A 25,930-nucleotide genomic window follows, 5' to 3' on the forward strand; every position below is an offset into this window, starting at 1 on the left:
TTGCAACGATAATATATGCACCATATGTAGTGCGCAAGGAAACGCCATGATCGGGAAGCAACATACCATGCGACTTTCACGCTCCACTCTTACTATCCTCCTCTTGGGGGTCTCCAGCGCCGCCATGCAACCGGCATTGGCCGCAGCGCCGGCGGATATTACCGAGATCACTGTTAGCGCGACCAAGAACCCGGTTGAGGCTTTCTCAACCCCGTCTTCCGTCAGCGTTGTATCCCGCGATGAAATTGATGACTTGATGGCGTCTAACATTTCTGACGTCTTTGCGTCGGTACCGGGGCTGATTTTCGACGGTGGACCGCGCCGCAACGGCCAGACACCCGCCATTCGTGGCATGGCAGGTGAGGGTGTTGTGGTGCTGTTCGACGGTGTGCGCCAAAGCTTCCTCTCCGGCCATGACGGTCGCTTCTTTATCGAACCCGACCTTCTGAAGTCCGCCGAGGTTGTTCGGGGTGCGGGCTCGTCGCTATATGGCTCGGGTGCTGTGGGCGGGGTTATCTCGCTCAACACGGTTGATGCTGCCGACCTTCTCAAAGACGGTAGCAATGCTGGCTATAGGCTTAGCGGCGGCTATCAGGACGTGAACGAGGAATGGTTGTACGGTGCCACCGTCTTTGGCCGCAGCGCTGACGGTAAATTTGATGCAGTTGCCAGCCTCAGTTTCCGCGACTCGGGCGATATTGCCCTTGGTAACGATACGAGCCTGCAAGCCGATGACAGCATTGCTTCAGGTATCGTCAAGGCCAGCTATCAGGTGACCGACGCGCTAAAACTTTCCGGTAGTTGGCTTGGCTACCGCAACGACGCGGTTGAACCCAACAACGGCCTTGGCAACAATACCGGTGACCTGATGGACAAGAATATCGTCAGCGATACATTTCGCGCCGGGCTTGATTTCAATCCTGAGACCAATCTCATTAACTTTGCCCTTGTTGGGTACGTCAACAAAGCCAATGTCAAGGAAAGCGACCTGGACACTGACCGGGTGATCAACCGTGACGTGGAAACGGTTGGCGTCAGCTTTGACAACCGCAGCCGGTTCGAATTCAGCGAAAAAAGCAGCTTCACCTTGACCTATGGCGGCGAGTATTACCGTGATGAACAGGTCGGCAGCGACAATAACACCAGCGACGGTACCCGTGGCGGTGTACCGGACGCGACGGCTAAAACGCTTGGCCTTTTTGTTCAGGGCGAACTGGTGGCCGATACGCCAATCGGTGAGTTTATCCTTATTCCCGGCGTGCGCTACGACAAGTTCAAAAACTCTGCCGTTGGTGTCGATGTTGAGACGTCCGAGGGCAAAACATCGCCCAAATTTGCCGTGAGCTGGAGCCCGGTGGACGAGTTCATGATTTTCGGTAGTTATAGCGAGGCTTTCCGCGCGCCGTCCTATAATGAAATTTTTGCCGATGACCTGCACTTCACCATCCCGCTTGGCCCGGGCGTTGAAGCTCCGAACTTCTTTATCCCGAACCAGGACCTTCGTCCCGAGCATTCCAAAACATGGGAATTTGGTGCAGGCATTGATTTCACTGATATTCTAACCACAGGCGACCGGCTGACATTCAAGGGGGCCTATTTCAACTCCGACGTCACTGATCTCATTGACCTTGAGGTGAACTTCGAATTCTCGGCGCCGTGTTTTGTGCCGGGTATGCCGGGCACATGTAATGCTGGTACCAGCCGCAATATCAATACCGGCAGTGCAGAGCTTAAAGGGTTTGAGCTTGAAGGTATGTATGACAGCGAATGGTTCCGCCTCATGGCATCGTATAGTGATGTAGACGGTAAGGATAAAGACACCGGCGACTATGTTGGTATCCTGTCGCCAAACCGGCTGTATATGTCGGCTGAGGCTAAGATGCCATCGCTTGACAGCCGCTTGGGCGCACGGGTGAATATCGCCAGCCGCTTCGATAAGGTGAACGCCCCGGCGGACGAGCGCCCCGGCTATGAGACGCTGGATCTGTTCCTTGTCTGGCAGCCTGATGAAGCGCTTGAGGGCTTGCGCATTGACCTTGGTGTTGACAATGTGTTCGACACGGAAGTGCAGACGGTGTTCGCGGGTGTGGTTGACCCGGGCCGCAACATGAAAGCACGTATCAGCTGGACAGGCTCCTTCTAGGCCGGTCCGGCTTACTGAAGGAGGCGAAGATGAAGAACACAACAGTCGCTTACGGCACGCCAGCCAAAATATTGCACTGGGTGCTGGCAGCACTGCTGATCGGACAATCGGTTTTGGGGCTCTATTTCGCGGATATGCCGCGCGGGGATGACAAAACCGAGCTTCTACGTCTTCATGCCTCCTTCGGTCTCCTGATCCTCGCCTTCATGTTTGTGCGCCTTGGTGTACGGGCGTCAGGTGCGCGGGTTGAGCCGGTGGCGGGTACGCCCGCTATGCTCAAAAAGGTGGCGCACGCAGCGCACCTTGCGCTCTATGCGCTCACCTTCCTCGTCATCGGCGCGGGTATCTTCACGCTCCTGACCGTGGGCTGGAATGTGGATTTCTTCGGCATGACAGTCATCCCGACATGGTTCGAGCGTGATATGGACCTCCACCACCTGTTTGAAGATATCCATGTCTACGGCTGGTATGTGCTCGCGGGGCTTGTCGGCTTGCACCTTGTCGGCGTGATCTACCATACCCACATCCTCAAGGATGGTACGCTCAAGCGCATGATGTAAAATGAAAAAGCCCCGGTTTTTTGGAGTTTGTTTTAGTCTTCCGAGCTCACCAACGCGGGGGCATCCGCTAAACTGTCTAATCCGCTCACCGCAGCATGTGCATAGGTTACGTCACTAAACATTATGTACCTTTTTCAGTTTGATAGTTTGATGCGCCAATGTCGCCGATCGATTAATGTCCTCAAGTCCATCGGACCCACCTCGTCATGAGGGTACCGAGTATTGATTAGGGAGACTGGGGCCTGGGCTACGCGTTGCAGCTCTTCGATGAATTTAATGGTGTCTTCCGTCAGTTGTTCGAATCTATGAGCTTCACGGTTCTTGACATGTTGATAATCGGCGAAGGTGAGAATGATATCTGTGGGGCCATTTAGTTCGCACGCTTTTCTAAATTGTTCCCAGTCAAACCACGCTACTCTCCTTTGCCTATGGGTTGTGGAGGTCTTTTCTTTTTCATTGAGATCCTCTGGGATGAGGGCCATGTTTGCAACAGTCTCAAATGTTGTCTCGTTTTTCAGAGTTCCCGAGGTTCCGCCTTTCGGGGATTCTACACGTATAGGTGTATATCTAACAACGAGAAGGCTTTTTCTCACTCGAGCCGGTGGTATGCCCGCTTCAGCCAAGCAGCCAGATATGTTTGTGTCACGAGATGTCACAAAAGGGTATTCACCGTGGAAAAGACTCAGCTCGCTACCTTGCGTCCCCTCCAGCAATACCCTCTCCCGTTTTAAAAAGGCCAGTTGAAGCCGCTCATGTGCCGATTTTATAAAGGGGTGTAGTTGATCGTATTTTGCGGCCAACATCGCGCCATCAACACAATTAAGGCGCCCCATAATACGGCGCGCAGCTGCGGCTCCCCCTCCTCGACCTGTTGAACCTATGCTATCTACCAATTTAGCTTCTTGGGCCCTATCATCTGGTGTAATTACCATCGCGCTTGGGTCAATAAATAGGCGGCTTGCATCGAGGCCGCAGTCCTGAATTTCTTTTAGCAGTTCAGGTATGAATATTGTTGCACCAGCACCTATTATTACGTCAGCTGTTGTGTCTCTGCATCCAGACGGAAGTGAGTGATAGGTATATTTACCCGATGCTCTAGCTGCGCTATGTCCCGCATTGGGTCCACCTACGCGCATAAGAACGTCATATTCCTGAGCTAGGTATGCTGCGACTTGGCCTTTGCCTTCGCTGCCGTATTGCCCACCTACGATGACATCGACGCCTCGATAGTCTGGAGAAGCGAAGTGCCCTAAGTAGGCGAGAACTCGCGTGTAGACATCTCCGACATCTGACCTTTCAGTGAAAATTCTAATGTCGGCATCGTTCTTTATATTCTCGATATCATCGGCTTCCCCTAGCAAGCTCATTTCTGCATGAGATAACTCTGCCGTTTTATTCGTGAGTTTCTTTCGGAATCTCGACTCTAATGCTCCCTGCCTAGCGTAAAGGTGAACGTGTGTGACTTCGAATTCATATTGTTTCCGAAAATGCCTAATCTGTTTGAAATTACGGAGGCAATCCACAACAATAGGCGTCTCTCGTTTCAATCTCCCATGAAGTTTTTTTACTTCATCAAGTACCCACCTGTGGCCAGAGACAATGTCGGCTAAGTCGCCGTTTTTTTTGAGGCCATCACGGTTCAGAGCTTTGGGTGTCCGTAAATGATCCGACGTTTTAAATACGTGAAAACCACAACGGCAGGCCAGCATTTTAGCCAGTTTACTTTTACCGTTACATGAGTGTCCACTCAAAAGCACCACTTGCCTCATAATACTCTCTCCTAATATTCGCAGAAGAAAATCGGGTGGTACTAGACACGGTCAAACTCCAACCCATCACCCTTCCAAAAGGGGTTGGCAACTGACTTTTTAAGAAAATTAGCTGTCGCCGTTCTATATTCATCGTTTGCTATGTAAGTTTCTGAACTTATTTCAATATTCAGAGGTCGATTTAATGCAAGGTGGACCCGGCGAACCACGTCATGGTCGTGGGTTGAAAAGCATCGAATAATTGTATCTGGGGGAAGAGCGAGCCCATCTCTTATCAGCACTTCAATCATCGTACCAAGATATCTATGCTTTTGTAATAACGCTATTTTCTCATGCAAGCTATGAGCAGTAGGCACAAGTAGCCCGTGGCGATACCATCCGTCCTCGTCGGATTCTGCAAACCCACCCATAGGGCTGCTTGGTAATCTGCGTGTCATGGCTATATTGTATCTGCACAATTCATATTGTGTGTCATGGGGGAGCGAAGATATTGGAATCCTAATTTCCAAATGTGGAAAGCCTTGTTTCAGCTTTGCCTTCAGTATGCGAGGCGTGTCCTTAAGCGTCAAATGTATGTAATTTTTAAATCCTCTACTGCAATCGGTTCTGCTAGATTTTGATCGGAAATGTGTAGCTGGGAAACCTTCATTGAGCAGGGCTTGTTTAGATTTTAGCCTCTGATCTCTAATAATGAAAGGTAGGTAATGAAGTGGGCTATAGTGCAGAAGATATTCGTATCCAGAATCTCTAAGACATTTCATCTGCAAGCCAATTATTAAGAATCTATTCTGCTCCGTGATCAGACGGTATACCGGTTAGCTTCAAAGTGCAACATATTTATGTCTTTGGTACACAAACGCTAGTTCTCCGAGCCCACAAGCGCGCGGGCGAAGTCGCGGGCGCTGAACGGCTGAAGGTCCTCTATGGCTTCACCGACGCCGATGGCATGCACGGGCAGGCCGAATTTTTCGGCGCACGCCACCAGCACGCCGCCGCGCGCTGAGCCGTCCAACTTGGTCATGACAATGCCGGTGATGTGCGCGAGGCGCTGGAACACTTCCACCTGATGCACCGCGTTCTGGCCGGTGGTGGCGTCGAGCACGATGACAGTGTCATGCGGTGCGCCATCGACCTTTTTGCCAATCACCCGGACCACCTTGGCTAGTTCGGCCATCAGTTCGTCACGGTTCTGCAGGCGGCCTGCGGTGTCGATCAGCAAGACGTCCACGCCTTCTTTTTGCGCGCGGTCAACGGCTTCATACGCAAGGGCCGCGGCATCCGCGCCAATTTCCTTGGTGACAACGGGTACACCGTTCCTATCGCCCCATACCTGAAGCTGTTCAACTGCTGCCGCGCGGAAAGTATCGCCTGCCGCCAGCATGACGGATTTGCCGTCATCCTTGAACTTTTTGGCCAGCTTGCCGATGGTCGTGGTCTTGCCTGCGCCGTTCACACCGGCCATCAGGATGATATGGGGCTTGTTGGCCTTGTCGAGGGTCAGCGGTTTAGCCACAGGGGCCAGCATGGCTTCGATCTCTGCGGCGAGGATATCACGCACTTCGTCGCCGCTGATTTCCTTGTCATAGCGGCCTTTGGCAAGGGCGGCAGTCAGCTTTGAAGCCACGTTCACGCCAAGATCGGCGGTGATCAGCAGGTCTTCGAGCTCTTCCAGCGTCTCGTCATCCAGCTTGGCCTGGGTAAATATGCCGGTAATGCCGCCCGAAAGCGCATTGGTAGATTTTTTGAGGCCATCCTTCAGGCGCTGGTACCAGCTCTTTTTTTCCTGAGGCTCAGGCGCTGGTTCTTGGCTTGGCACCGGCGCGTCCGCCATCACCGGTTCTGGGCTCGGCCTGGGCGTTGGTGCTTTGGTCTCTTCAGTCGGCGTTTCTGCCGCTGGGGCCTCGGCCACCTCTTCCTTTTTGCCGCGCAGCCGCTTGAACCAGCCTTTTTTTTCTTCTGCCATAAAAGCCCCTGAGGTTTTCAGTCTTGTTTGATGCCGGTCATGGCGTTCTCGTCGCGTGCGGTCAGGCGCACGGGCACAATGTCGCCTGGCTCTGCGCCGGTGTCTACCACAACGGGGATGAATTGTTCACTGTGGCCCATGGCCTCCCCGTCATGGCCCACACGCTCAATCAGCACGTTGGCGGTGCTGCCTTCTGCCGCCTTGAAAAGCGCAGCTACGCGGGCGTCGCCTGCAGCGCGAAGCTGGGCCGCGCGTTCTTTCCTCACCGCTTTTGGCACCTTGTTCGGGATGCGGGCGGCGGGGGTGCCTTCGCGCTCTGAATAGGGGAAGACATGCAGCCACGTCAGGTCGCATTCCTCCACCAGTTTCAGGCTGTTGGCGAACATCTCATCGGTTTCCGTCGGGAAGCCTGCGATAATGTCTGCGCCGAATACCATGTCCGGCCGCTCGGCGCGCACACGGGCGCAAAACTCGATGGCGTCCTCGCGCATGTGACGCCGCTTCATACGTTTGAGGATCATATTGTCCCCGGCCTGCAGGCTCAGGTGCAGGTGCGGCATCACGCGTGGTTCGTGGATGATGGCGTCGTACAGGGGCTCATCCACTTCGATACTGTCGATGGACGAGATGCGAAGGCGCGGCAGGTCCGGCACCAGCTTGAGGATTTTCTGCACAAGCGTGCCAAGCGTGGGCGTGCCCGGCAGGTCCTCGCCAAAGCTGGTGATATCCACACCCGTCAGCACCACTTCCTTGAAACCACGGTCAACCAGCCGTTTGATCTGATCCACCACTTCGCCCATGGCGACAGAGCGGCTGTTGCCGCGGCCATAGGGAATGATGCAGAAGGTGCAGCGGTGGTTGCAGCCGTTCTGGATTTGCACAAAGGCGCGGGCGCGTTCGCCAAAGCCGTCAATCAGGTGCCCCGCCGTTTCCTTGACGGAGAAGATGTCATTCACCTGCACGCGCGGCGCGTTCGAAAGGTCAAGCCCTGCGCGCTCAAGCCCGATAAAGTTTTTGGCTTCAAGCTTTTCCTGATTACCCAGCACAGTGGCGACTTCCGGCATTTTCGAGAATTGCAGCGGGTCGATCTGCGCGGCGCAGCCGGTGACGATGATGGGGGTGTCAGGGCGTTCGCGCTTCATGCGGCGGATGGATTGCCGCGCCTGCCGGGTGGCTTCCGCCGTCACGGCACAGGTGTTGACAATGATCACATCATCCAGCCCGGCATCCTCGGCATGGCGGCGCATCACCTCGCTTTCATAAGCGTTGAGGCGGCAGCCGAAAGTCACGATGTCGGGTTTTGCACTCACAGCGCAATTTCCCCTTCAAAGGCAAGCATGGCGGCGCCGGTCATCTGAACCGTGCCGTCCGCAAGCCATTCAATCTCAAGCGCGCCGCCATCAAGCTGAACGGTGGCCTTGCGGCCTGTCAGGCCCCGCCGCGCGGCAGCAACAAGCCCGGCACAGGCGCCAGACCCGCAAGCTTCGGTGATGCCTGCGCCGCGTTCCCATACTCGCTGGCGGATGATACCATCTTTTATCGTGGCGACAGAGACATTTACCCGTTCCGGGAACAGGGTATGATGTTCAATTTGTGGGCCGAGGGTTTTAAGGTCGACCGCTTCCGCATCATCCACAAAAAATACCACATGCGGGTTGCCCATGTTGACGCCAACCGGGTCGCTCAGGCTCCCGACCCTTAGGTCGATATGCAGTGTATCCATCTGATCAGAAAGGGGAATTTCATTCCACGCCATCCGTGCCGGACCCATGTTGACGCTGATGCCGCCGGGCGCATGGGCGGCTGTCAGCAGGCCCGCGTCGGTACGGATTGTAACGCTTTCCTGCCCGAGTTCATCGAGCATCAATTTGCCCACACAGCGGGTAGCATTGCCGCATGCACCCACGCGGCTACCGTCAGTATTCCAGATTTCCATAAAGATATCAGCGTCTTGGCTGTCGCGTATCACGATCAACTGGTCACATCCTACCCCGCGCCGGCGGTCAGCGATATTGCACACATCTGTGCAACTCAGCGCAAGCGGCTCTGTGCGTGCGTCGAAGATGACAAAGTCATTGCCCAGCCCCTGCATCTTCAGGAAGCGGCGTTTATGTTGGCTCGTGCTCATGGCGCTGCTTATATGGTGAGCCGGGGGGCAGAGTCTATGCTTTACTCGCACAAATCCCCCGTTTCTGGCGTTATTTTGAACAAGTTTTTCTCGCGCCGTAGACAAAGCGTGGCGGGAATGGGAATAAAGTGTTCATGAAAAAGCTGATTATTCATATGGGCGCGCATCGCTGCGCCTCCAGCGCAACGCAGGCAATGCTGCGCCGGAACCGTGCAGAAATTGAGCAGCAGATGTGCATGATCTTGCGCGATGAGCTCAAAGCTGAGGCGTATGGCGTGGCGATGAACCGCTTTTACCGTTACCGGTGGTGGCACCCGGCGCGCCGGGCCGAAGTTGCCTCCACGGCCCGCGCGATCAGGCAGGTGGAACAGAACACGATTCTTGTGAGTGAAGAGAACCTGATGGGTATCATGCCGGGCCATCAGGGGTATGGTTTTTTCCCCGACTTCCGGTATTTTACCCAAGCGCTGGCCATGCTTGACAAGGTCGCGGAGGTGCATCCCCGGCTGATCGTCAGGCGGCAGGACAAGCTCATCGAATCGATCTATGGTTTCCGGGTCGCGTTTGGCCTCAGGGATGAATTCAGCACTTTCCTGAAGCCGTTCATGGGCATGGACCTGTCATGGCTGCGCCTTGCCGATAACCTTGCCCATGCCGGTTTTGCGGAAACCGCAAAGATTGATGTGCTGGAAGGGTGGCCGCGGGACAATGCGACAGGTCATTTGCTGGAATTCCTGGAACTTGAGGGACTAGCGCTTGCGGGCGGTGGACTGCGCTCGGGCAACAGCCGTTTCGGCACAGACGCGCTGGAACTTCTCTTGGCAATGAACCGCTGTGCGCTTGGCCTTGATATGGGCTGGCGCCAGCAAGTGCTGTTCCCGGTGCTCAGGAGCCGCAGTGGGAACGGCGCCGCATTGGTGCAGGACCTTTTGCAAATGGACGATGATGAAGCCAGCGTGCTGCGGGCGGCGATGACCATGCCAATGCGTTTTACGTTTACCAAGGAGGAACGTCAGGGCCTGTTGGCGTTGCTTCATGACGATAACAAGCGTTTCCTTGGATCCCCGTTTGTGAATGCCCGAGCCGACATCTGGTAATGTTCTCTTTTTGTTCTTTATGTCCAACCCAAGCCGGGTTATACTCCGTGTACCAGATATTCAGCTCAGGGGGCAGTGATGGACATGGCGACAAAGGGTAAATTGTTTCGGGACATGCATTATGGGAATGACGCTTTTATCATTCCTAACCCCTATGATGCGGGGACTGCAAAACTGCTGGCGGCATGCGGCTTTCAGGCGCTTGCAACCACCAGCGCGGGCTACGCCTTTTCAGCGGGTGTGCCAGACAACAACATTAGCCGGGATGACATGATACGACATTCCGCAACGATTGTTGACGCCACAGACCTTCCCGTAAGCGCAGACCTTGAAAATGGTTTTTATGATGCACCCGAAGAAGTCGCCCGCACGATTGCCATGGCGGCGGAGGTTGGGCTCGTGGGCGGCTCGATCGAGGATTCTGTCAACAAGGGGCATCATAGCGGACAGTATGATATTGGTTTTGCGAAAGAGCGTATCGCGGCTGCCGTTGAGGCCGCGCGGGCTTTGCCTTATGCCTTCACATTAACGGCGCGGGCGGAAAATTTCCTCGTCGGTAAACCGGATATCGCGGACGTAGTGGCGCGCCTGCAGGCATATGAAGATGCTGGCGCAGACGTGCTTTATGCCCCGGGCCTTACCCGTGAAGCCGATGTCCGCACTGTGGTTGAAAACGTCTCGAAACCGGTCAATGTGGTGATGGGCCTTTCGGGCTTACAGTTCAGCCAGCAAGCGCTGTCGGCCATGGGTGTGAAGCGCATCAGCACTGGCAGTTCTCTCTCGCGTGTGGCGCTGGGCGCGTTCCTTCGGGCAAGCGAGGAGATGCGTGACCACGGTACCTTCGCATATGCCGAAGATGCCTTGCCTTTCGGCCGGATCAACGCGATGTTTGAAGCCTGAGCAACTCCGTTGTGCCTATCTGTTTAGAAGACCTGCCTGTTCAGAAGGCCTGTCCGATCAGAAGATCAGGGGCAGCAACAGGAAGCAGATTGTGGTCACGACAAACGTGCCAAGGATGTTGAGCCACAGGCCGGCCCGTACCATATCGGGCACATGAATATGGCCGGTGGAAAACACCACGGCGTTCGGTCCGGTTGCGACCGGTAACATGAAGGCACAGCTGGCTGCCATTGCCGTTGGGGCCGCAAGCATGATCGGGTCTATGTTGGCGGTTGTGGCAAGAGCGCCCAAAACCGGCACAAGAGCTGCTGTTGTGGCGGTGTTGCTGGTCAGCTCGGTCAGAAAAATGACCAACGCCACGATGGCAAGCATGATGACAAAAAGATGGGCTGTGGCAAGGCCGCTCATGGCCTCGCCCGCCCAGATAGCCAAGCCTGTTGCCTTAATGGCTGCGGCGAGGCTAAGACCACCGCCAAACAGCAAAATGACCCCCCATGGCAGGGTAACCGCTGTACCCCAGTTGAGAAGCGCCTCTCCCTTAAGGGGGCTTCCGGCAGGGACAAGAAACATGGCCAAACCCGCAGCAACGGCAATATGCATGTCCGACAGGTTGGCCATGAAAGGCAAAAGCGTTGTCAAGGGCTCGAATTCAACCAGAACCTGCCGGAAGGACCACATGAGAGCCATCGTTGCCATGATGACGGCGACACGTTTTTCCGGCGTGGTAATGGCGCCCATGGCGGTAAGCTCGGCCTGCACCACATCCTGACCCCCGCGCACCATGTCGGCCCGGAAAGGGAAGCAGATTTTTGTAAGGACAAGCCACGCAAGCGGGACCATGACGGCAACAACCGGAATAGCAAAAGCCATCCATTCCAGGAACAGAATCTCCCGGCCGGTTTCCTGCATGATGAAACCCTTCACAAACAGGTTGGGCGGGGTACCGATGTAGGTGCCCAGGCCACCGATGGATGCGGACCATGCGCAGCCGATCAGCAGCGCGATCGTGAAGCGGTGGCCTGTTGCCTTTTCCCGCAGAATGGTGTCGGCAACGGTGATTGCGATAGGGATAATCATCAATGTGGTGGCGGTATTTGATATCCACATCGACAAGATCGCGCTGGCAGCCATGAAGCCACCAATCAGCGCCGCCGGGTGATCGCCAACGCGGGACAGGATCAGCAGTGCAATACGCCTGTGCAGGTTCCAGCGTTGCATCCCCATCGCGGCGAGAAATCCGCCCAGGAGCAGAAAGATTACAGGTTCAGCGTATGGCCATGACGCTTCCTTGGAGGTTGTAATGCCAAGTACAGGCAAAAGCACAAGAGGAAGCAGGCTGGTAGCAGGTACAGGGATCGCTTCAGTCGCCCACCAGCACGCCATCAGCGCGGCAACCGCGACTGTGCTCCAGGCCGCATCATTCAAGCCATCGGGAGTGGGCGAAAACAAGAGCGCAAAAAACACAATGGGTCCGGCAATCAGGCCGATCGTCTGGTATAGTGCCCGTCCGCCTTCGTGGTCTGGCGTTACACCTGACATATGATTTCCTCCCCCTCAGGTCTGGCCCGCACTCCCCGCAGGCTGACCCTTGGATAGCGAACATCGGCGATGCTGTGAAGGGAAACTTCGTGTCGGGTATGTCAAAGGCGCACAAAACAGGTTTCAGCTGCAACATTCGCTTGTGCACAAGGCAGGCTTTTGTATGCTGCCAGACAAAGATAAGGGGGAGGCTGTTATGTCCATCAGAAAAATTGTCGGGCTTGCATTTTTGTTGCTCGTGATCGTTGGCGGGGTTTGGCTGGCAAAGCTGGTTTGGTTCAAGCCGTTTAGCATTGACCATTTCCAGACCCGCGTTGTGGTTGAGGAAGGTTTCCGGAGCCCGCAGACCTTGTCGAGCCTGCGCATGCTTGAGCCTTATGGCATTACCGCGCACAACGGGAAGCTGGATGATTTGACTGTCGAGGCCAGCCTCGACAGTCTTTCGCGCACCAAGGAGAACTATGAAACCTTGATGTCCTACGCGGATGAAGACCTGACGGAAGAACAGCGCTTTAACAAGCGGCTGATGGCCTACGCAATGGAACGCGACATCAGGAACGAGCGGTTCATGTTTCATGATTATCCGCTGACGCAGCTATACGGCTGGCACAACAATATCGCAAGTTTCATCACCGGCACTCATTCTGTGACGGATGTCGAGGAGGCAGAATATTATAACCAGCGGCTTCGCATGCTGCGGCACCAGTTTGATCAATATATGGAGCAGCTCGAGAAACGGGAAAAGCTAGGTATTGTTCCGCCGAAATTTGTCCTGCAGAAGGTGGAAAACCAACTGCGGCCATTTATGACGGACGACCCGAAAGACAACGCCTTCTATGCGGCAATGAAAGCAAAACTCGATAAGCTCGAAGATGTGAGCGAAGAAGAGAAAAGCAACATTCTCGCCGAAACTGAAGCGGCGATCCGTGAGGTGGTCTTTCCTGTCTGGCGGGATCTTCTGGCGTACACGGTTAAGCTTCAGGGCATTGCCACGGACGACGCCGGTGTGTGGAAGCTGCCGGACGGTGCGGCCTATTACCAGACACAACTTGAGCACCATACCACAACGACCATGACGGCTGATGAGATCCATGCGCTGGGCCTTTCGGAAGTGGCGCGTATTCAGGGCGAAATGCTGTCGTTATTTGAGGCCGAGGGTTATGACACCGGCATTCCCTTTGCAGAACTGATCAACGCCTTCACTGCAGAGGATCGGCACTATTACGCGGATACAGATGAAGGACGCGCGCAAATCCTTGAGGACTACACTGCGCTGACGCGTGAGATTGAGGCTGGGGTGGCAGGCATGTTCAATCGGACGCCCAATGCACCGGTTGAGGTCGTCCGTGTTCCTGTCTTTATTGAACAAGGCGCGCCAGGCGGTTATTACGAACCACCAGCATTTGACGGCAGTCGTCCCGGGCGTTTTTACGCGAACCTTTATGATATCAAGGGAACGCCCAAGTTTGGTATGCGCGCGCTGACCTATCATGAAGCGGTGCCGGGTCATCACTATCAGATTGCGTTGCAGCTTGAGCAGGAGGGCTTGCCGCTTTTCCGCAAGTTTTCCGGCTATGGGGCCTATGTTGAAGGATGGGCGCTTTATGCGGAACGTGTGGCCATGGAAATGGGTTTCCAGAAAACCAACGCAGATAAAATTGGTGCTTTGCAGTCAGAGCTGTTTCGTGCCGTGCGCCTGGTCGTGGATACGGGCATGCACGCCAAGCGGTGGACGCGGGATGAGGCTGTTCAATATATGGCTGACAACACTGGAATGGCGATGACCGACGTTGTCACCGAGATCGAACGCTATATCGTTTGGCCCGGGCAGGCTTGTGGATACAAAATTGGCCAGCTCACTATCCTGCGTCTGCGCGACAAAGCCAGACAGGCTCTTGGCGATAATTTCGACATACGGGAGTTTCATGACGTGGTCCTTATGGGCGGCTCGGTACCCTTGACAATCCTGGAAGAGCAGATCGACGCTTATATCGCTGAAAACAGCTGAAAACAGGGCGAAACCGCGAAACGCACATGATCGGGAGAGAGGCTGGATATCCGGCCTCTCTTTTTTAATATGTGGGGATTATTTCTTTCGTTTGGCTATTTGTTGGCTGACCGAGAGCAAATTTTCTTCTACGCTATAGTTAGGTGGGGCGATAGCCGGGAAGACGAAATCTGAGCATACATCAATATCAAGCAGGGAGTGATACATCAATCGAGCCGGCGGAAATGCGTTTGCTTATCCGCAAGGCGATTGATGCCATCTATCTGCAACAGCTACCGATCATTGCACTGTTCATTGGCGGGTATTATGCGTTCCTGACCGTAATGCATTACTTTTTCCTGCCCCCTGAAATCAAGCACCAGTTGCTGGCGTTAGCTGCGGTTACCGCTGGCGTCAGTTTGCTGACCTATTTTTTTGTGCGGCAAGGAAAAGTGTCAGCAGCGGCTTCCCACGCGGTGTTTGTGCCCATCGGGTTGCTGGGCGTTGCCAATGTTTACGGCCATGTCGCGTTGGCTCAAGACATGTTGCAGATGACCAACGCTGTCCTGGCCCTACTGGTGTTCAGCTTTATCACGTTGCGCCCTTTGGTGTTCTATTCACTTACGGCACTGTCCGTCGCACTATACATACAGTGCCTGATCTCGCTGGGTGGTGAAGCCCTGGCTCATTTTGCCTTTATGCTGGTGCCGGGCCTCCTGCTGGGCTTGCTTTGCTTCGGGCAACGCTACCGCACGCTTGCGCACGTGGAGCGTCTGCGCATTCTGGACAAAGCAAAAACCCATCAACTTGAGACGCTGAACGAGGCCGCCAATCTCAAGATGGCGGAAGCCGAACAGGCGGCAGAGGAAGCACGCAGGGCCAATGAAGCCAAAGGCGTCTTTCTTGCGAACACCAGCCATGAGTTGCGCACCCCGCTGACCGGGGTATTGGGCACGATGAACCTGCTTGAGCATACCAGCCTGAATGAAGAGCAGCGGGAATTGGTCTCGGCGGCGCAGGTCAGTGCCAAAACATTGCTCGCGCTTATCAATGATATTCTGGATCTCGCCAAGCTTGATGAAGGAAAGCTCTCCCTCAGCCCGCAGGCATTCGACGTCCATGAATTGGTCGGGCATATTACCGACCTGCTTCGGTCTTCGGCTGAGGAAAAGGGCATCAAACTCAGTTGCTTAATGGATGAGACGGAGAAGTACCGACTGGTCGGAGATTCTATCCGCATCGGTCAGATCTTGCTGAACCTTGTCGGCAATGCGATCAAGTTCACTGAAAAGGGGAGCGTTGATGTAAGTGTCCGGGTCGATATTCAGGACAGTAACCTTTACCGTCTTACCTTGTTGGTTGAGGACACCGGTGTCGGTTTTGACAAGGAAAAGGGGGCACGCCTCTTTCAGCGTTTCGAACAGGTGGATGGCTCAGCGCGCAGGCGGCAGGGTGGCGCGGGGCTGGGTCTGGCTATATCCCGCGAGTTGGCATTACTTATGGATGGCACCATAGATGCCGACAGTATACCGGACGTGGGGTCGCGGTTTCGCTTTTCCGTCGTCCTGCCCAGGGCCGAAGGTAAATACGACCCTACACCGCCTACGGTCGATTTCAGTGACGTATTGAAAGCGCTGGGATTGAAGGTGTTGGTGGCTGAAGATAACAAGATCAACCAGATGCTGATCGAGAAACTGCTTGTGCGCTATGGGTGGGATATCACCATTGTCCACAATGGCGAGGAGGCCGTAAATCGTATTCTGGATGACGCATATGACCTTGTGCTGATGGATGTGCGCATGCCGGTCAAGGACGGTGTCACCGCAGTGCGGGAGGTTCGCGCCCAAGGCGGCTCCTTGCTCGACCTCCCTATTATCGCATTGACAGCCAATACCATGGCGGAAGACATTGAAAGCTATAAGGTGGCGGGTATGAACAGTGTGGTTGGCAAGCCGATCCAGATCCATGAACTGGAAGCTGCCGTGCTGGAACTCTTCGCTCACCGGCTTGAGGATAGCATTGAATAGCGCGATTAACCGCCGTTTTACTTGACAGTCGGGCCGCTTCTCCCTACATAAGCGACGCTTCCCCAAGGGAAAGACAGACATAACATGCGTCTCCAATGGTTCGCCCTGAGATGCCCACCAGTCAGCGAGTTTCGCCCACTGGTGCCATTATGGTTTGGCTAAGCCTTTGGAGAATTTGGAACTTTGAACAAGACACAAGGCGATTTTGCTTATGTTTGACAGCTTGTCTGATCGGCTCAGTGGTATTCTCGATGGCTTGAAGCGCCGCGGTGCGCTCAAGGAATCGGATGTCACCGAAGCGCTGCGCGAAGTGCGCATCGCGCTGCTTGAGGCCGATGTTGCGCTGCCGGTTGTCAAAGATTTCATCGCAAAAGTGAAAACCAAGGCCGTTGGCCAGGATGTCTTGAAGTCGGTGACGCCGGGCCAGCAGGTCATCAAGGTCGTCAACGACGAACTGGTTGCAATGCTGGGTGCTGAAAGCACCGGGCTGAACCTGATTGGTGTGCCGCCGGTTGTTGTCATGATGGTCGGCTTGCAGGGCTCCGGTAAAACCACGACAACCGCCAAGATCGCCAAGCGCCTTAATGAGAAGGACCGCAAGAAGGTCCTGATGGCGTCGCTTGATGTGCGCCGCCCGGCAGCGCAAGAGCAGCTTAAGATTCTTGGTGAACAGATCGGCGTGAAAACCTTGCCGATTGTCGCGGGTCAGATGCCTGTGGACATCGCACGCCGCGCGCTTGACGCTGCGAAGCTGCAGGGCTTTGACGTTGTCATGCTTGATACCGCAGGCCGTCTGCATGTCGACCAGGCGCTGATGGCCGAGGTTGTGGCCGTGCGCAACGCAACGATGCCGACCGAGACGCTGCTGGTGGCGGACAGCCTGACAGGGCAGGACGCCGTTAACGTGGCAAAAGAATTTGATGCGCAGGTCGGGATCACCGGCGTGGCGTTGACCCGTATGGACGGTGACGGCCGTGGTGGTGCCGCGCTTTCCATGCGTGCCGTGACTGGCAAGCCGATCAAGCTTGCGGGTACGGGCGAGAAAATGGACGCGCTTGAGGATTTCCATCCCGAGCGGGTCGCGAGCCGTATCCTTGGCATGGGTGACGTTGTCAGCCTGGTTGAGAAAGCGGCAGAGACGATTGAAAAAGAAGACGCTGAAAAAATGGCCAAGAAAATGGCCAAAGGCGAATTCGACCTTGATGACCTGCGCACGCAGTTGCAGCAGATGTCCAAGATGGGCGGCATGAAGGGTGTGCTGGGTATGCTGCCGGGTATGGGCAAGCTCAAGGGTGCCATGAATGCTGGCGTTGACGACAAGGTCTTCAAGCGTCAGGAAGCGATCATTTCATCAATGACGTCGCAGGAACGTAAAAAACCACAGGTGCTGAATGCATCACGCAAGAAGCGTGTTGCCGCCGGTTCGGGTACCAGCGTGCCTGAGGTGAACAAGCTTCTCAAGATGCATATGCAGATGGCGAAGATGATGAAAAAGATGTCCCGTATGGGCAAGAAGGGCGGCATGCCCGGAATGCCAGGTATGGGAGGAATGCCGGGTGGCTTGCCGCCGGGCTTCGACAAGTTGTTCTCGTGAGCGGTTAGCCAACCTCTCACCGGAATTGTTTTGAAAACTTGAGAATACGTCCGTCAGCGCCTGCGAGGCACCGGACATCTGAAAGGAAAATAAAATGGCTGTTGCAATTCGTCTCGCCCGTGGTGGCGCCAAGAAACGTCCTTACTACCGCATCGTTGTTGCGGACACCCGCGCACGCCGCGACGGTAAGTTCATCGAAAAAATCGGTCACTACAATCCGATGCTCGCGAAAGACGATGAAAACCGCGTAAGCTTTGATGCTGACCGTGTGAAACATTGGCTTGGTGAAGGCGCGAAGCCTTCGGACCGTGTGGCTCGTTTCCTCGAGGCGGCTGGTGTTCTGGAAGCTAAAACCCGCAACAACCCTAACAAGGGTAAGCCGGGCCAGAAAGCTCTCGACCTGATCGAAGAGAAAAAAGCGAAAGCTGAAGCTGCTGCTGAAGCTGCCAAGGAAGCTGAAGAAGCGGCAAAAGCTGCGGCAGCGGCTCCGGCTGAAGAAGCACCAGCTGAAGAAGCTGCTGCTGAATAATCACAGACTTCAGTGTTGCCCGGCGTCAGTGCCGGGCAATCTTAAGGTGATGCCAAAATGGCTAACGGGTCTTCAGAACGGCGCCAGCGCGGTGTCGAAGATGGCTGGATTTGCGTGGGTGCTCTTGCGGGCGCCCATGGCGTTCGAGGTGACGTGCGCTTGCGGTCCTTCACTGATGATCCCGAGGCCATTTTTGCGTTTACGTCTTTGCACAAGGGAGCGAACGGACCTGTGATCAAACTCAAGCGGTTGCGCGAAGACAAGGAAGGTTTTATCGCCCGCCTTGACAGCGTGAAAAACCGCGAGGATGCACAGGCGCTCAAGGGCACGGGGCTCTATGTTGCCCGCGACGTCTTTGCCGCAGAGGACGAGGACGAGTTTTACCTCGCGGACCTTATTGGCCTTGATGCCAAAGATGAAAGTGGCGCCCGTGTCGGTTTTGTGCGGGCAGTCGAGAATTTCGGTGCGGAAGATCTTGTTGAAGTGGTGCTGGACAAAGCCCTGCCGGGGCTTGGCCGTTTTGCTTTCATTCCTTTCCGCAAGGCCTTTGTCCCGGTTGTGGATATCAAGGGCGGCTCCCTGACAATTGCGTTTGACCATTGGGTCTCAATCCATGTTAGCGAACGGGACGAAGATGATGCTTCCGGCGCTTCAGATGAGGCTGCCACGTGAACCCGCTTTTTACAGCACAGGTGCTGACCTTGTTCCCGGAAATGTTTCCTGGATGCCTCGGTGGGTCGCTTGCGGGCAAGGGGCTTGAAGAAGGCCGTTGGACGCTGAAAACGCTGGACATTCGAGATTTTTCGAGCGATAAGCACCGCTCAGTTGACGACACCCCCGCGGGTGGCGGCCCCGGAATGGTGCTTAAAGCAGATATTTTGGGCAAGGCAATTGATGCCGCGCGCGTGGATGCCAAGCCGGAATGGCCCCTTGTTTATATGAGCCCGCGTGGTAAGCGCTTTGATCAGGCGGAGGCTCACAGGTGGCAGGACGCAGGTGGTGTGACCATTCTGTGTGGTCGGTTTGAAGGTGTTGACGAACGTGTGCTTGAAGCACGCGGTGTTGAAGAGATAAGCGTGGGTGATTTTGTGCTCTCAGGTGGAGAGCCGGCAGCCCTCGTTATGTTGGACGCGGTTGTGCGCCTGCTGCCCGGTATTATGGGCGCGGCTGCCACGCTCAACGAGGAGAGTTTTGAGAGTGGGCTCCTGGAGTACCCTCAATACACCAGACCTCAGGTCTGGGAAGATCGGGAAATTCCCGAGGTGCTCACAAGTGGGCATCATGGCCGTATCGCCCAGTGGCGACGCGAAAAAGCAGAAGAGTTAACCCGTATACGCCGGCCGGACCTCTGGTCGACCTATGTGCGGGGAAAAGAAAAAAAGGTATAGACCGATGAATATCATTCAAAAGCTCGAGCAAGAGAAAATTGCTGGTCTCACGGAAGGTAAAACCATTCCTGAGTTCGGCGCTGGTGACACGCTGCGTGTTGATGTGAAAGTGAAAGAGGGTGAGCGCGAGCGTATCCAGGCTTTCGAAGGCGTTTGCATTGCACGCGCCAACAAAGGCATCAGCTCCAACTTCACTGTTCGCAAAATCTCGTATGGTGAAGGTGTTGAGCGGGTATTCCCGCTTTATGGCCCAACCGTGGATGCGATCACCGTTGTTCGCCGTGGTAAAGTACGTCGCGCCAAGCTGTACTACCTCCGTGGCCGTCGCGGTAAGTCTGCCCGGATCGTCGAAAAGCGCGATTTCCGCAAAAACGACGCGAAATAAAATTACACACTTCGGCAAGAAGCTTTTTAATTCTTGCGTAATGCCGAGGGTGACTATAAAGAACGGGGGCGGGTCGCAGATCCTGCCCCCGTTTTTCTTTTTGGCTCAAGCTAAGGCCGTGCTCTTGCCTGAGCATGATAAAGAAAAACACTCTCACGCGCAGCGGCGCAAAGGTAAACAATGAAGCGGAGCTGAAAATGCCGAAGACGATGTACGATAAGATTTGGGAAGGTCATGTTGTCGAACAAAGAAGCGACAATGTTGCCCTACTATATATCGATCGTCATCTTGTGCATGAAGTGACTTCGCCGCAGGCATTTGACGGTTTGCGTGCGGCCGGCCGGCCTATTCGTCGCCGCGACAGCATTATCGCGGTGCCTGATCATAACGTGCCCACTAAGGACCGGGATAAACCAAACCCGGACCCGATGTCGCGCGCGCAGCTTGACGCGCTTGAGAGTAACGCAAAAGAATTTGACCTTGACTATATCCCGATGAATGACGTGCGCCAGGGTATTGTGCATGTGGTGGGGCCAGAGCAAGGTTTTACCCAGCCGGGCGTGACCCTGGTGTGTGGTGACAGTCACACCTCAACCCACGGTGCTTTTGGCGCTCTGGCGTTTGGTATTGGCACCAGCGAGGTTGAGCATGTGCTAGCGACCCAGACGCTGATTTTGAAAAAAGGCAAGAACATGCGGGTGACGGTCACCGGCGAGTTGCCTGTGGGCTGTTCTGCAAAAGATGTGGCGCTTGCGATTATCGGCGAAATCGGTACCGCTGGTGGCACTGGTCATGTGATCGAATACGCAGGACCGGTCATCGAAGCGCTGACCATGGAAGGGCGCATGACGCTCTGCAACATGTCTATTGAGGCAGGGGCGCGTGCCGGGCTTGTTGCGCCCGATGACAAGACGTTTGATTATCTGCGCGGCAGGCCCTATGCGCCCAAAGCCGGGCAATGGGACGCGGCTGTGTCCTACTGGAAATCGCTGCGCTCGGATGAGGGCGCGAAATTTGACCGCGAGGTTGTGATTGACGGTAGTCAGATTGTGCCACAGGTAACGTGGGGCACCAGCCCCGAGGATGTCGCGCCTGTGACCGGCAGTGTGCCGATGGTCGCGAGTTTCAAGGACCGCACCAAACAGGAAGGTGTCGTCAAGGCGCTTGACTATATGGGGCTTAAGGAAGGCACACCCATCACGGACATCAAGGTGGACCGGGTGTTTGTCGGCTCCTGCACCAATAGCCGGATTGAAGACCTTCGCGAGGCCGCTGCGGTGATCAAAGGCCGCAAGGTTGCGGATCATGTGATAGAGGCGATGATTGTGCCGGGCTCGGGATTGGTGAAAGAACAGGCTGAGCAGGAAGGCCTCGACAAGCTTTTCACCGACGCGGGCTTTCAGTGGCGCGAACCGGGGTGTTCCATGTGTCTTGCCATGAACCCAGATAAAGCCGGCGCGGGTGAGCATGTAGCTTCGACCAGCAACCGCAACTTCGTCAGCCGCCAAGGGCCGGGCGCACGGACGCATCTCGTCAGCCCCGCCATGGCGGCAGCTGCCGCGATTGCCGGGCATTTTGTTGACGTGCGCACCTTTTAAGCCGGGAGAGAGAGAATGGAAAAGTTCACGAAAATCAGTTCTATTGCCACGCCTTTCCCGCGTTCGAATGTCGACACGGACATCATCATTCCTGCGCGACACTTGAAGTCTATCAAGCGGACGGGCTTCGGCGAATTTGCTTTTGAAAGTGTGCGCTTCGACGCTGACGGTAATCGCATCAAAAACAATGTGTTCGACGGCGAGCGCTACAAGGGCGCCAAAATTCTGATTGCGGGGGACAACTTTGGCTGCGGTTCAAGCCGAGAGCATGCACCGTGGGCAATTGCGGACCTTGGTTACCGCTGCATCATTGCGCCATCGTTCGCCGATATCTTTGCCGGTAACTGCATCAAAAACGGTATCCTGACGGTGGAACTGCCGCAGGATGCCATTGACGCACTGGTGCTGGCGGCGGAAGCCGGGCATGTCATTGATGTTGACTTGGGGGCGCAAACAGTCACCTGCGGCAACGCGCATTATGAATTCGATTTCAACTCGGAACATAAAGACATGCTGATGAAGGGGCTGGACGAGATTGGCCAGACCTTGACGGCAAAAACTGCCATCTCCGGTTTTGAAGGCAAACAAAAGATCCAAACCCCTTGGCTTTATCGCGCATAAGCCAGCAGTTCAGACAGCATTCGAGGAATATTCCATGAGCACCTATAACATCATGTTGCTGCCGGGCGACGGCATCGGCCCCGAGATTATGACGGAAGTGAAGCGCGTTATGGCGTGGGTTGCGGACGCTTACGGCGTTACCTTCAATACTGACGAGGGTCTCGTGGGCGGTTGTGCCTATGACGCGGAAGGCACGCCGCTGTCTGACGCAACACTTGCCAAAGCAAAGGCGTCTGACGCCATTTTGCTGGCGTGTGTCGGTGGTCCGAAATGGGACGGCAAAACAGCCTATGACAAGCGCCCGGAGGCTGGTTTGTTACGCTTACGTAAGGAACTTGATCTGTTTGCCAACCTGCGCCCGGCCATGTGTTTCGATGCGCTGGCTGAGGCCTCAAGTCTGAAGCGTGACTATATCGCCGGGCTTGATATCCTCTTTGTGCGCGAACTGGCTGGTGGTGTGTATTTTGGCGAACCACGCGGCATTGAAGACCTGCCGGGCGGCGGACGCGTGGGCATCAACACCCAGCGCTATACCGATCAGGAGATCATCCGCATCGCGCGGGTGGGATTTGAGATGGCGCGCAAGCGGGGCGGCCTTGTGCACAGTGCTGAGAAAGCGAATGTAATGGAGGCCGGCCTGTTGTGGCGCGAGGAAGTTACCAAGCTGCATGCACAAGAATACGCCGATGTGAAGCTTGAACATATTCTTGCCGACAACTGTGCAATGCAACTGGTAAAGGCCCCCAAACAGTTTGACGTTATTTTGACGGACAACCTTTTTGGCGACATTTTATCTGACGCTGCCGCGATGCTTACTGGTTCGCTGGGCATGTTACCTTCCGCTTCACTTGGTGATGGAGGGCCGGGGCTCTATGAACCTGTGCATGGTTCTGCGCCAGATATCGCGGGCCAGGGCATTGCCAACCCGCTGGCAGCTATTCTGTCGTTTGCGATGGCGCTTCGTTACTCACTTGATATGGGTGATGCGGCTGACAAGGTCGAGGCTGCGGTATCTGGTGCACTGAATAGTGCGCGCACCGGTGACATCTGGGCCGATGGTTTCGTGAAGGTGGGCACATCCGGGATGGGCGACGCTGTTCTCGCCGCGCTCGCAACGCCGCAGTAAATCTAACGTCTGAGTTCATCTATTAGAGTTTGACCAAGCCTCTGGCGCCCCGCAAAAGGGGGCCTGAAAATGTAACCCCACAGGAGATTAAGATGGGTTTTCGTGTCGCTGTCGTTGGTGCGACCGGTAATGTCGGTCGTGAAATGCTGAATATCCTTGCCGAGCGTGATTTTCCGGCAACGGAGATTATTGCCGTCGCGTCGCGAAAATCGATTGGCCAGAAGGTAGGTTACGGTGAGAAGGAATTGAGCGTTGTCGCGCTTGATACCTTTGATTTCAAAGGTATCGACATTGCGCTGTTTGCTGCGGGTTCAGGTGTCTCCAAGGAGTTTGGCCCCAAGGCGGCTGCGGCTGGCGCCATGGTGATCGACAACTCGTCCTTCTTCCGCATGGACCCTGATGTGCCTTTGATCGTGCCTGAGGTGAACCCGCATCACCTGAAGAAGATCAAGAAAAACATCATCGCCAACCCGAACTGTTCAACCGCACAAATGCTGGTGGCGTTGAAGCCGCTTCATGACGTAGCAACGATCAAGCGTGTTGTTGTATCGACCTATCAGTCGGTGTCTGGAGCCGGTAACGAAGCCATGGATGAGCTTTTCTCCCAGACGCGGGCGATTTTTGTCAATGACCCGATCGTGAAAGAGAAATTCTCCAAGCAGATCGCGTTCAACGTGATCCCGCATATCGACGTGTTCATGGATGACGGCTCCACGAAAGAAGAGTGGAAGATGGTCGCCGAGACACACAAGATGCTTGACCCCGATATCAAGCTGACCGCTACTTGCGTGCGCGTGCCGGTTTTTGTGGGCCACGCAGAATCGATTAATATCGAGTTCAAGGATGAGATCACCGAAAAGCAGGCGCGTGCGCTACTGCGTGAAGCCCCCGGGTGCATGGTCGTCGATAAGCGCGAAGACGGTGGTTACATCACGCCGGTTGAGTGTGTGGGCGACTTCGCTACTTTCATCTCGCGTATCCGCAAGGACCCGACCGTCAAGAATGGCCTTAACATTTGGGTTGTGTCGGACAACCTGCGCAAGGGCGCGGCGCTGAACGCGGTGCAAATCGCGGAATCGCTGGTGAATCAGGGGATCTTGAAAGCGGGCTGACACCGGCGATAGAGAAGCTATAAGGGGAGGGGCGGCTTTATATAAAGTCGCTCTTTTCGTCTGAGACAGCCTGCTCGGGGAAGACAAGGTGGGCGCTGGTGCCTTTGCCTTTTTCACTTTCAATGACAAGCTTGCCATTTTGGCGCTGCATGAGAAGCATGGTGATAGGCAAGCCAAGCCCGGCACCTTCTTGATGCATGTCATAGGCGTGGGTGAAGGTGCCCAGTGGCTCGCATGCTGTCTTAACTTCTTCTTCCCCCATGCCTACGCCGGTGTCGATGACACTGAGTCTGGCGCTACCGTCTGCCATACGGTTTACCGAGATATCAATTGTGCCATGGCTCGTATATTTGACGGCGTTTGTCAGCAGGTTCATCAGCGCCTTTTTGGTGTGGCCTGCGTCACCGGTCACTGTCAGGGTTTCAGTTCGTGCCGCCGGTTTGACAACAAGATTTTTGCTTGCTGCCTGTTCCCTGATCAACCGGTGGCCTGTACGGGCGATATCAAGCAGATCAAACTGTTCCTGTTTGTCTGTTTCATCTGATATTTCGAGCATGGCGAGTGACATTATGTCGCCGATGAGCGCCAGTAAAGACTCGCCCGATGATGCGATCTGACCAGCGTGCGTGCGGAGCGTTTTTGTGTCGAGGTCGGCATCCCGGATCAACGATGCATATCCTATCATGGCACCCAATGGCGTGCGCAGTTCATGACCGATATTCGCCATGAACATTGACTTGGAATAGTTCAGCAGCAACGCTTGGCTGATGGTCTCCTTGAGCTTGTTCTCATGGACATAATGCAGCAGCTCGGACCGCGCACGACTGAAGAACTCTGGCATGACTCTGCAAAGCGGATCGCTTTCCTCGATGGGGGCTTTGCGCATGGCAACAATTACACCGCAGGTTTTTTTGTCGTCCTCACCGGGCAGTGAAACCCCAAAGAAAGAATCAATCTCATGTTCTTCAAGGTAGCTGTCCATGGGATAAGCTTGCCGAATGCCCGAAGCGTAAAAGCAGGTGCCTTTATTGACGGTTTCCCAATATGGTGAACCGGAGAGCGGAAACTGCTTTGCAGATTTGAACTCACCATTTTCATACAGTGCCAGTGATTTAGCAGTATCTTCATTCCCTCCCGGGAGGTGGCCTATATAGGCGATATCCGCGCCTAATTCTTCACACAGCGCTTTAGCCAATGCTTTGAAATAAGCAAAACCGACGTGCGTGGATACTTGAGCGACGATAGACCTGAATTGAGAGGTTTGACGCTCTTGCCTTGCAGCCGACATATTCTCTCCTGCATGCGTGACCAGTTGGCGAAATGTTCACCATCTGGCAGGTTCTAATTAAGCGTCTCCCTAAGCATCGACTATTACAGCACAAGATGGTTAACGAATCGTCAGTATGTGTCGCTGCAATCGAGTTGACTTCTCGCGGGCCATTTGCCAGACCTGTGGTTGGGAAC

21 protein-coding genes are annotated in these 25,930 nt (G+C 55.0%); 15 read left to right on the top strand and 6 right to left on the bottom strand.

Going from position 1 to position 25,930, the window contains the following annotated elements; all coding sequences use genetic code 11:
• Positions 1-46 precede the first annotated feature (46 nt).
• Together ACN0VM_RS10690 and ACN0VM_RS10695 are read left to right on the top strand one after the other, a co-directional pair.
• Positions 47-2,143, top strand: coding sequence for a TonB-dependent hemoglobin/transferrin/lactoferrin family receptor (locus tag ACN0VM_RS10690; RefSeq protein WP_417450871.1), 2,097 nt, complete (start codon positions 47-49; stop codon positions 2,141-2,143).
• Positions 2,144-2,172: 29 nt separating this feature from the next.
• Entirely contained in the window at positions 2,173-2,703 is a 531-nt protein-coding gene (locus tag ACN0VM_RS10695; protein ID WP_417450872.1) for a cytochrome b, read from the top strand.
• 134 nt (positions 2,704-2,837) lie between these two features.
• Here ACN0VM_RS10695 and ACN0VM_RS10700 read toward each other — a convergent pair whose 3' ends face one another.
• The 4 genes from ACN0VM_RS10700 to dapF form a co-directional block, all read right to left on the bottom strand.
• Positions 2,838-4,472: an adenylosuccinate synthetase gene (locus ACN0VM_RS10700; protein ID WP_417450873.1), complete on the bottom strand. Its 1,635-nt coding sequence runs from the start codon at positions 4,470-4,472 to the stop codon at positions 2,838-2,840.
• Positions 4,473-5,331: 859 nt separating this feature from the next.
• Positions 5,332-6,435: a signal recognition particle-docking protein FtsY gene (gene ftsY / locus ACN0VM_RS10705; protein ID WP_417450874.1), complete on the bottom strand. Its 1,104-nt coding sequence runs from the start codon at positions 6,433-6,435 to the stop codon at positions 5,332-5,334.
• A 17-nt stretch (positions 6,436-6,452) separates the two neighbouring features.
• Entirely contained in the window at positions 6,453-7,745 is a 1,293-nt protein-coding gene (mtaB, locus tag ACN0VM_RS10710; protein WP_417450875.1) for a tRNA (N(6)-L-threonylcarbamoyladenosine(37)-C(2))-methylthiotransferase MtaB, read from the bottom strand.
• The gene (gene dapF / locus ACN0VM_RS10715; protein WP_417450876.1) at positions 7,742-8,563 is read right to left on the bottom strand and encodes a diaminopimelate epimerase; all 822 of its coding nucleotides are present in this window, start codon (positions 8,561-8,563) and stop codon (positions 7,742-7,744) included. The genes mtaB and dapF overlap by 4 nt, the downstream gene beginning before the upstream one ends.
• Before the next feature lie 134 nt (positions 8,564-8,697).
• Here dapF and ACN0VM_RS10720 point away from each other — a divergent pair, with 134 nt between their 5' ends.
• Both ACN0VM_RS10720 and ACN0VM_RS10725 read left to right on the top strand, forming a co-directional pair.
• Positions 8,698-9,660: a hypothetical protein gene (locus ACN0VM_RS10720; RefSeq protein ID WP_417450877.1), complete on the top strand. Its 963-nt coding sequence runs from the start codon at positions 8,698-8,700 to the stop codon at positions 9,658-9,660.
• A gap of 78 nt (positions 9,661-9,738) precedes the next feature.
• Complete coding sequence (locus ACN0VM_RS10725; RefSeq protein ID WP_417450878.1) at positions 9,739-10,560, top strand: isocitrate lyase/PEP mutase family protein; 822 nt, start codon at positions 9,739-9,741, stop codon at positions 10,558-10,560.
• A gap of 57 nt (positions 10,561-10,617) precedes the next feature.
• Here the strand turns inward: ACN0VM_RS10725 and ACN0VM_RS10730 are convergent, their stop codons facing one another.
• Positions 10,618-12,099, bottom strand: a complete 1,482-nt coding sequence (locus ACN0VM_RS10730; RefSeq protein ID WP_417450879.1) for an SLC13 family permease — start codon at positions 12,097-12,099, stop codon at positions 10,618-10,620.
• A 196-nt stretch (positions 12,100-12,295) separates the two neighbouring features.
• Between ACN0VM_RS10730 and ACN0VM_RS10735 the strand changes: the two genes are divergently transcribed.
• The 11 genes from ACN0VM_RS10735 (at position 12,296) to ACN0VM_RS10785 (ending at position 24,466) form a co-directional block, all read left to right on the top strand.
• Positions 12,296-14,107, top strand: a complete 1,812-nt coding sequence (locus ACN0VM_RS10735; protein ID WP_417450880.1) for a DUF885 domain-containing protein — start codon at positions 12,296-12,298, stop codon at positions 14,105-14,107.
• A 224-nt stretch (positions 14,108-14,331) separates the two neighbouring features.
• Entirely contained in the window at positions 14,332-16,113 is a 1,782-nt protein-coding gene (locus ACN0VM_RS10740) for an ATP-binding protein (protein ID WP_417450881.1), read from the top strand.
• Between the two features lie 211 nt (positions 16,114-16,324).
• Complete coding sequence (gene ffh, locus ACN0VM_RS10745; protein WP_417450882.1) at positions 16,325-17,707, top strand: signal recognition particle protein; 1,383 nt, start codon at positions 16,325-16,327, stop codon at positions 17,705-17,707.
• A 94-nt stretch (positions 17,708-17,801) separates the two neighbouring features.
• Entirely contained in the window at positions 17,802-18,236 is a 435-nt protein-coding gene (gene rpsP, locus ACN0VM_RS10750) for a 30S ribosomal protein S16 (RefSeq protein WP_417450883.1), read from the top strand.
• Between the two features lie 57 nt (positions 18,237-18,293).
• The gene (rimM, locus tag ACN0VM_RS10755; RefSeq protein ID WP_417450884.1) at positions 18,294-18,908 is read left to right on the top strand and encodes a ribosome maturation factor RimM; all 615 of its coding nucleotides are present in this window, start codon (positions 18,294-18,296) and stop codon (positions 18,906-18,908) included.
• On the top strand, positions 18,905-19,624 hold the full coding sequence (trmD, locus tag ACN0VM_RS10760; protein WP_417450885.1) for a tRNA (guanosine(37)-N1)-methyltransferase TrmD: 720 nt from the start codon (positions 18,905-18,907) through the stop codon (positions 19,622-19,624). The genes rimM and trmD overlap by 4 nt, the downstream gene beginning before the upstream one ends.
• A gap of 4 nt (positions 19,625-19,628) precedes the next feature.
• Entirely contained in the window at positions 19,629-20,009 is a 381-nt protein-coding gene (rplS, locus tag ACN0VM_RS10765; protein ID WP_417450886.1) for a 50S ribosomal protein L19, read from the top strand.
• A 191-nt stretch (positions 20,010-20,200) separates the two neighbouring features.
• Positions 20,201-21,607, top strand: coding sequence for a 3-isopropylmalate dehydratase large subunit (gene leuC / locus ACN0VM_RS10770; protein ID WP_417450914.1), 1,407 nt, complete (start codon positions 20,201-20,203; stop codon positions 21,605-21,607).
• 15 nt (positions 21,608-21,622) lie between these two features.
• The gene (leuD, locus tag ACN0VM_RS10775) at positions 21,623-22,228 is read left to right on the top strand and encodes a 3-isopropylmalate dehydratase small subunit (RefSeq protein WP_417450887.1); all 606 of its coding nucleotides are present in this window, start codon (positions 21,623-21,625) and stop codon (positions 22,226-22,228) included.
• Positions 22,229-22,262: 34 nt separating this feature from the next.
• On the top strand, positions 22,263-23,354 hold the full coding sequence (gene leuB / locus ACN0VM_RS10780) for a 3-isopropylmalate dehydrogenase (protein WP_417450888.1): 1,092 nt from the start codon (positions 22,263-22,265) through the stop codon (positions 23,352-23,354).
• Between the two features lie 92 nt (positions 23,355-23,446).
• Positions 23,447-24,466, top strand: a complete 1,020-nt coding sequence (locus tag ACN0VM_RS10785; RefSeq protein ID WP_417450889.1) for an aspartate-semialdehyde dehydrogenase — start codon at positions 23,447-23,449, stop codon at positions 24,464-24,466.
• Positions 24,467-24,503: 37 nt separating this feature from the next.
• Here the strand turns inward: ACN0VM_RS10785 and ACN0VM_RS10790 are convergent, their stop codons facing one another.
• Entirely contained in the window at positions 24,504-25,754 is a 1,251-nt protein-coding gene (locus ACN0VM_RS10790; protein ID WP_417450890.1) for a sensor histidine kinase, read from the bottom strand.
• Between the last annotated feature and the right edge of the window lie 176 nt (positions 25,755-25,930).

The organism is Kordiimonas sp., assembly GCF_048260245.1.
In the GTDB taxonomy this organism is placed as follows: Bacteria; Pseudomonadota; Alphaproteobacteria; order Sphingomonadales; family Kordiimonadaceae; genus Kordiimonas.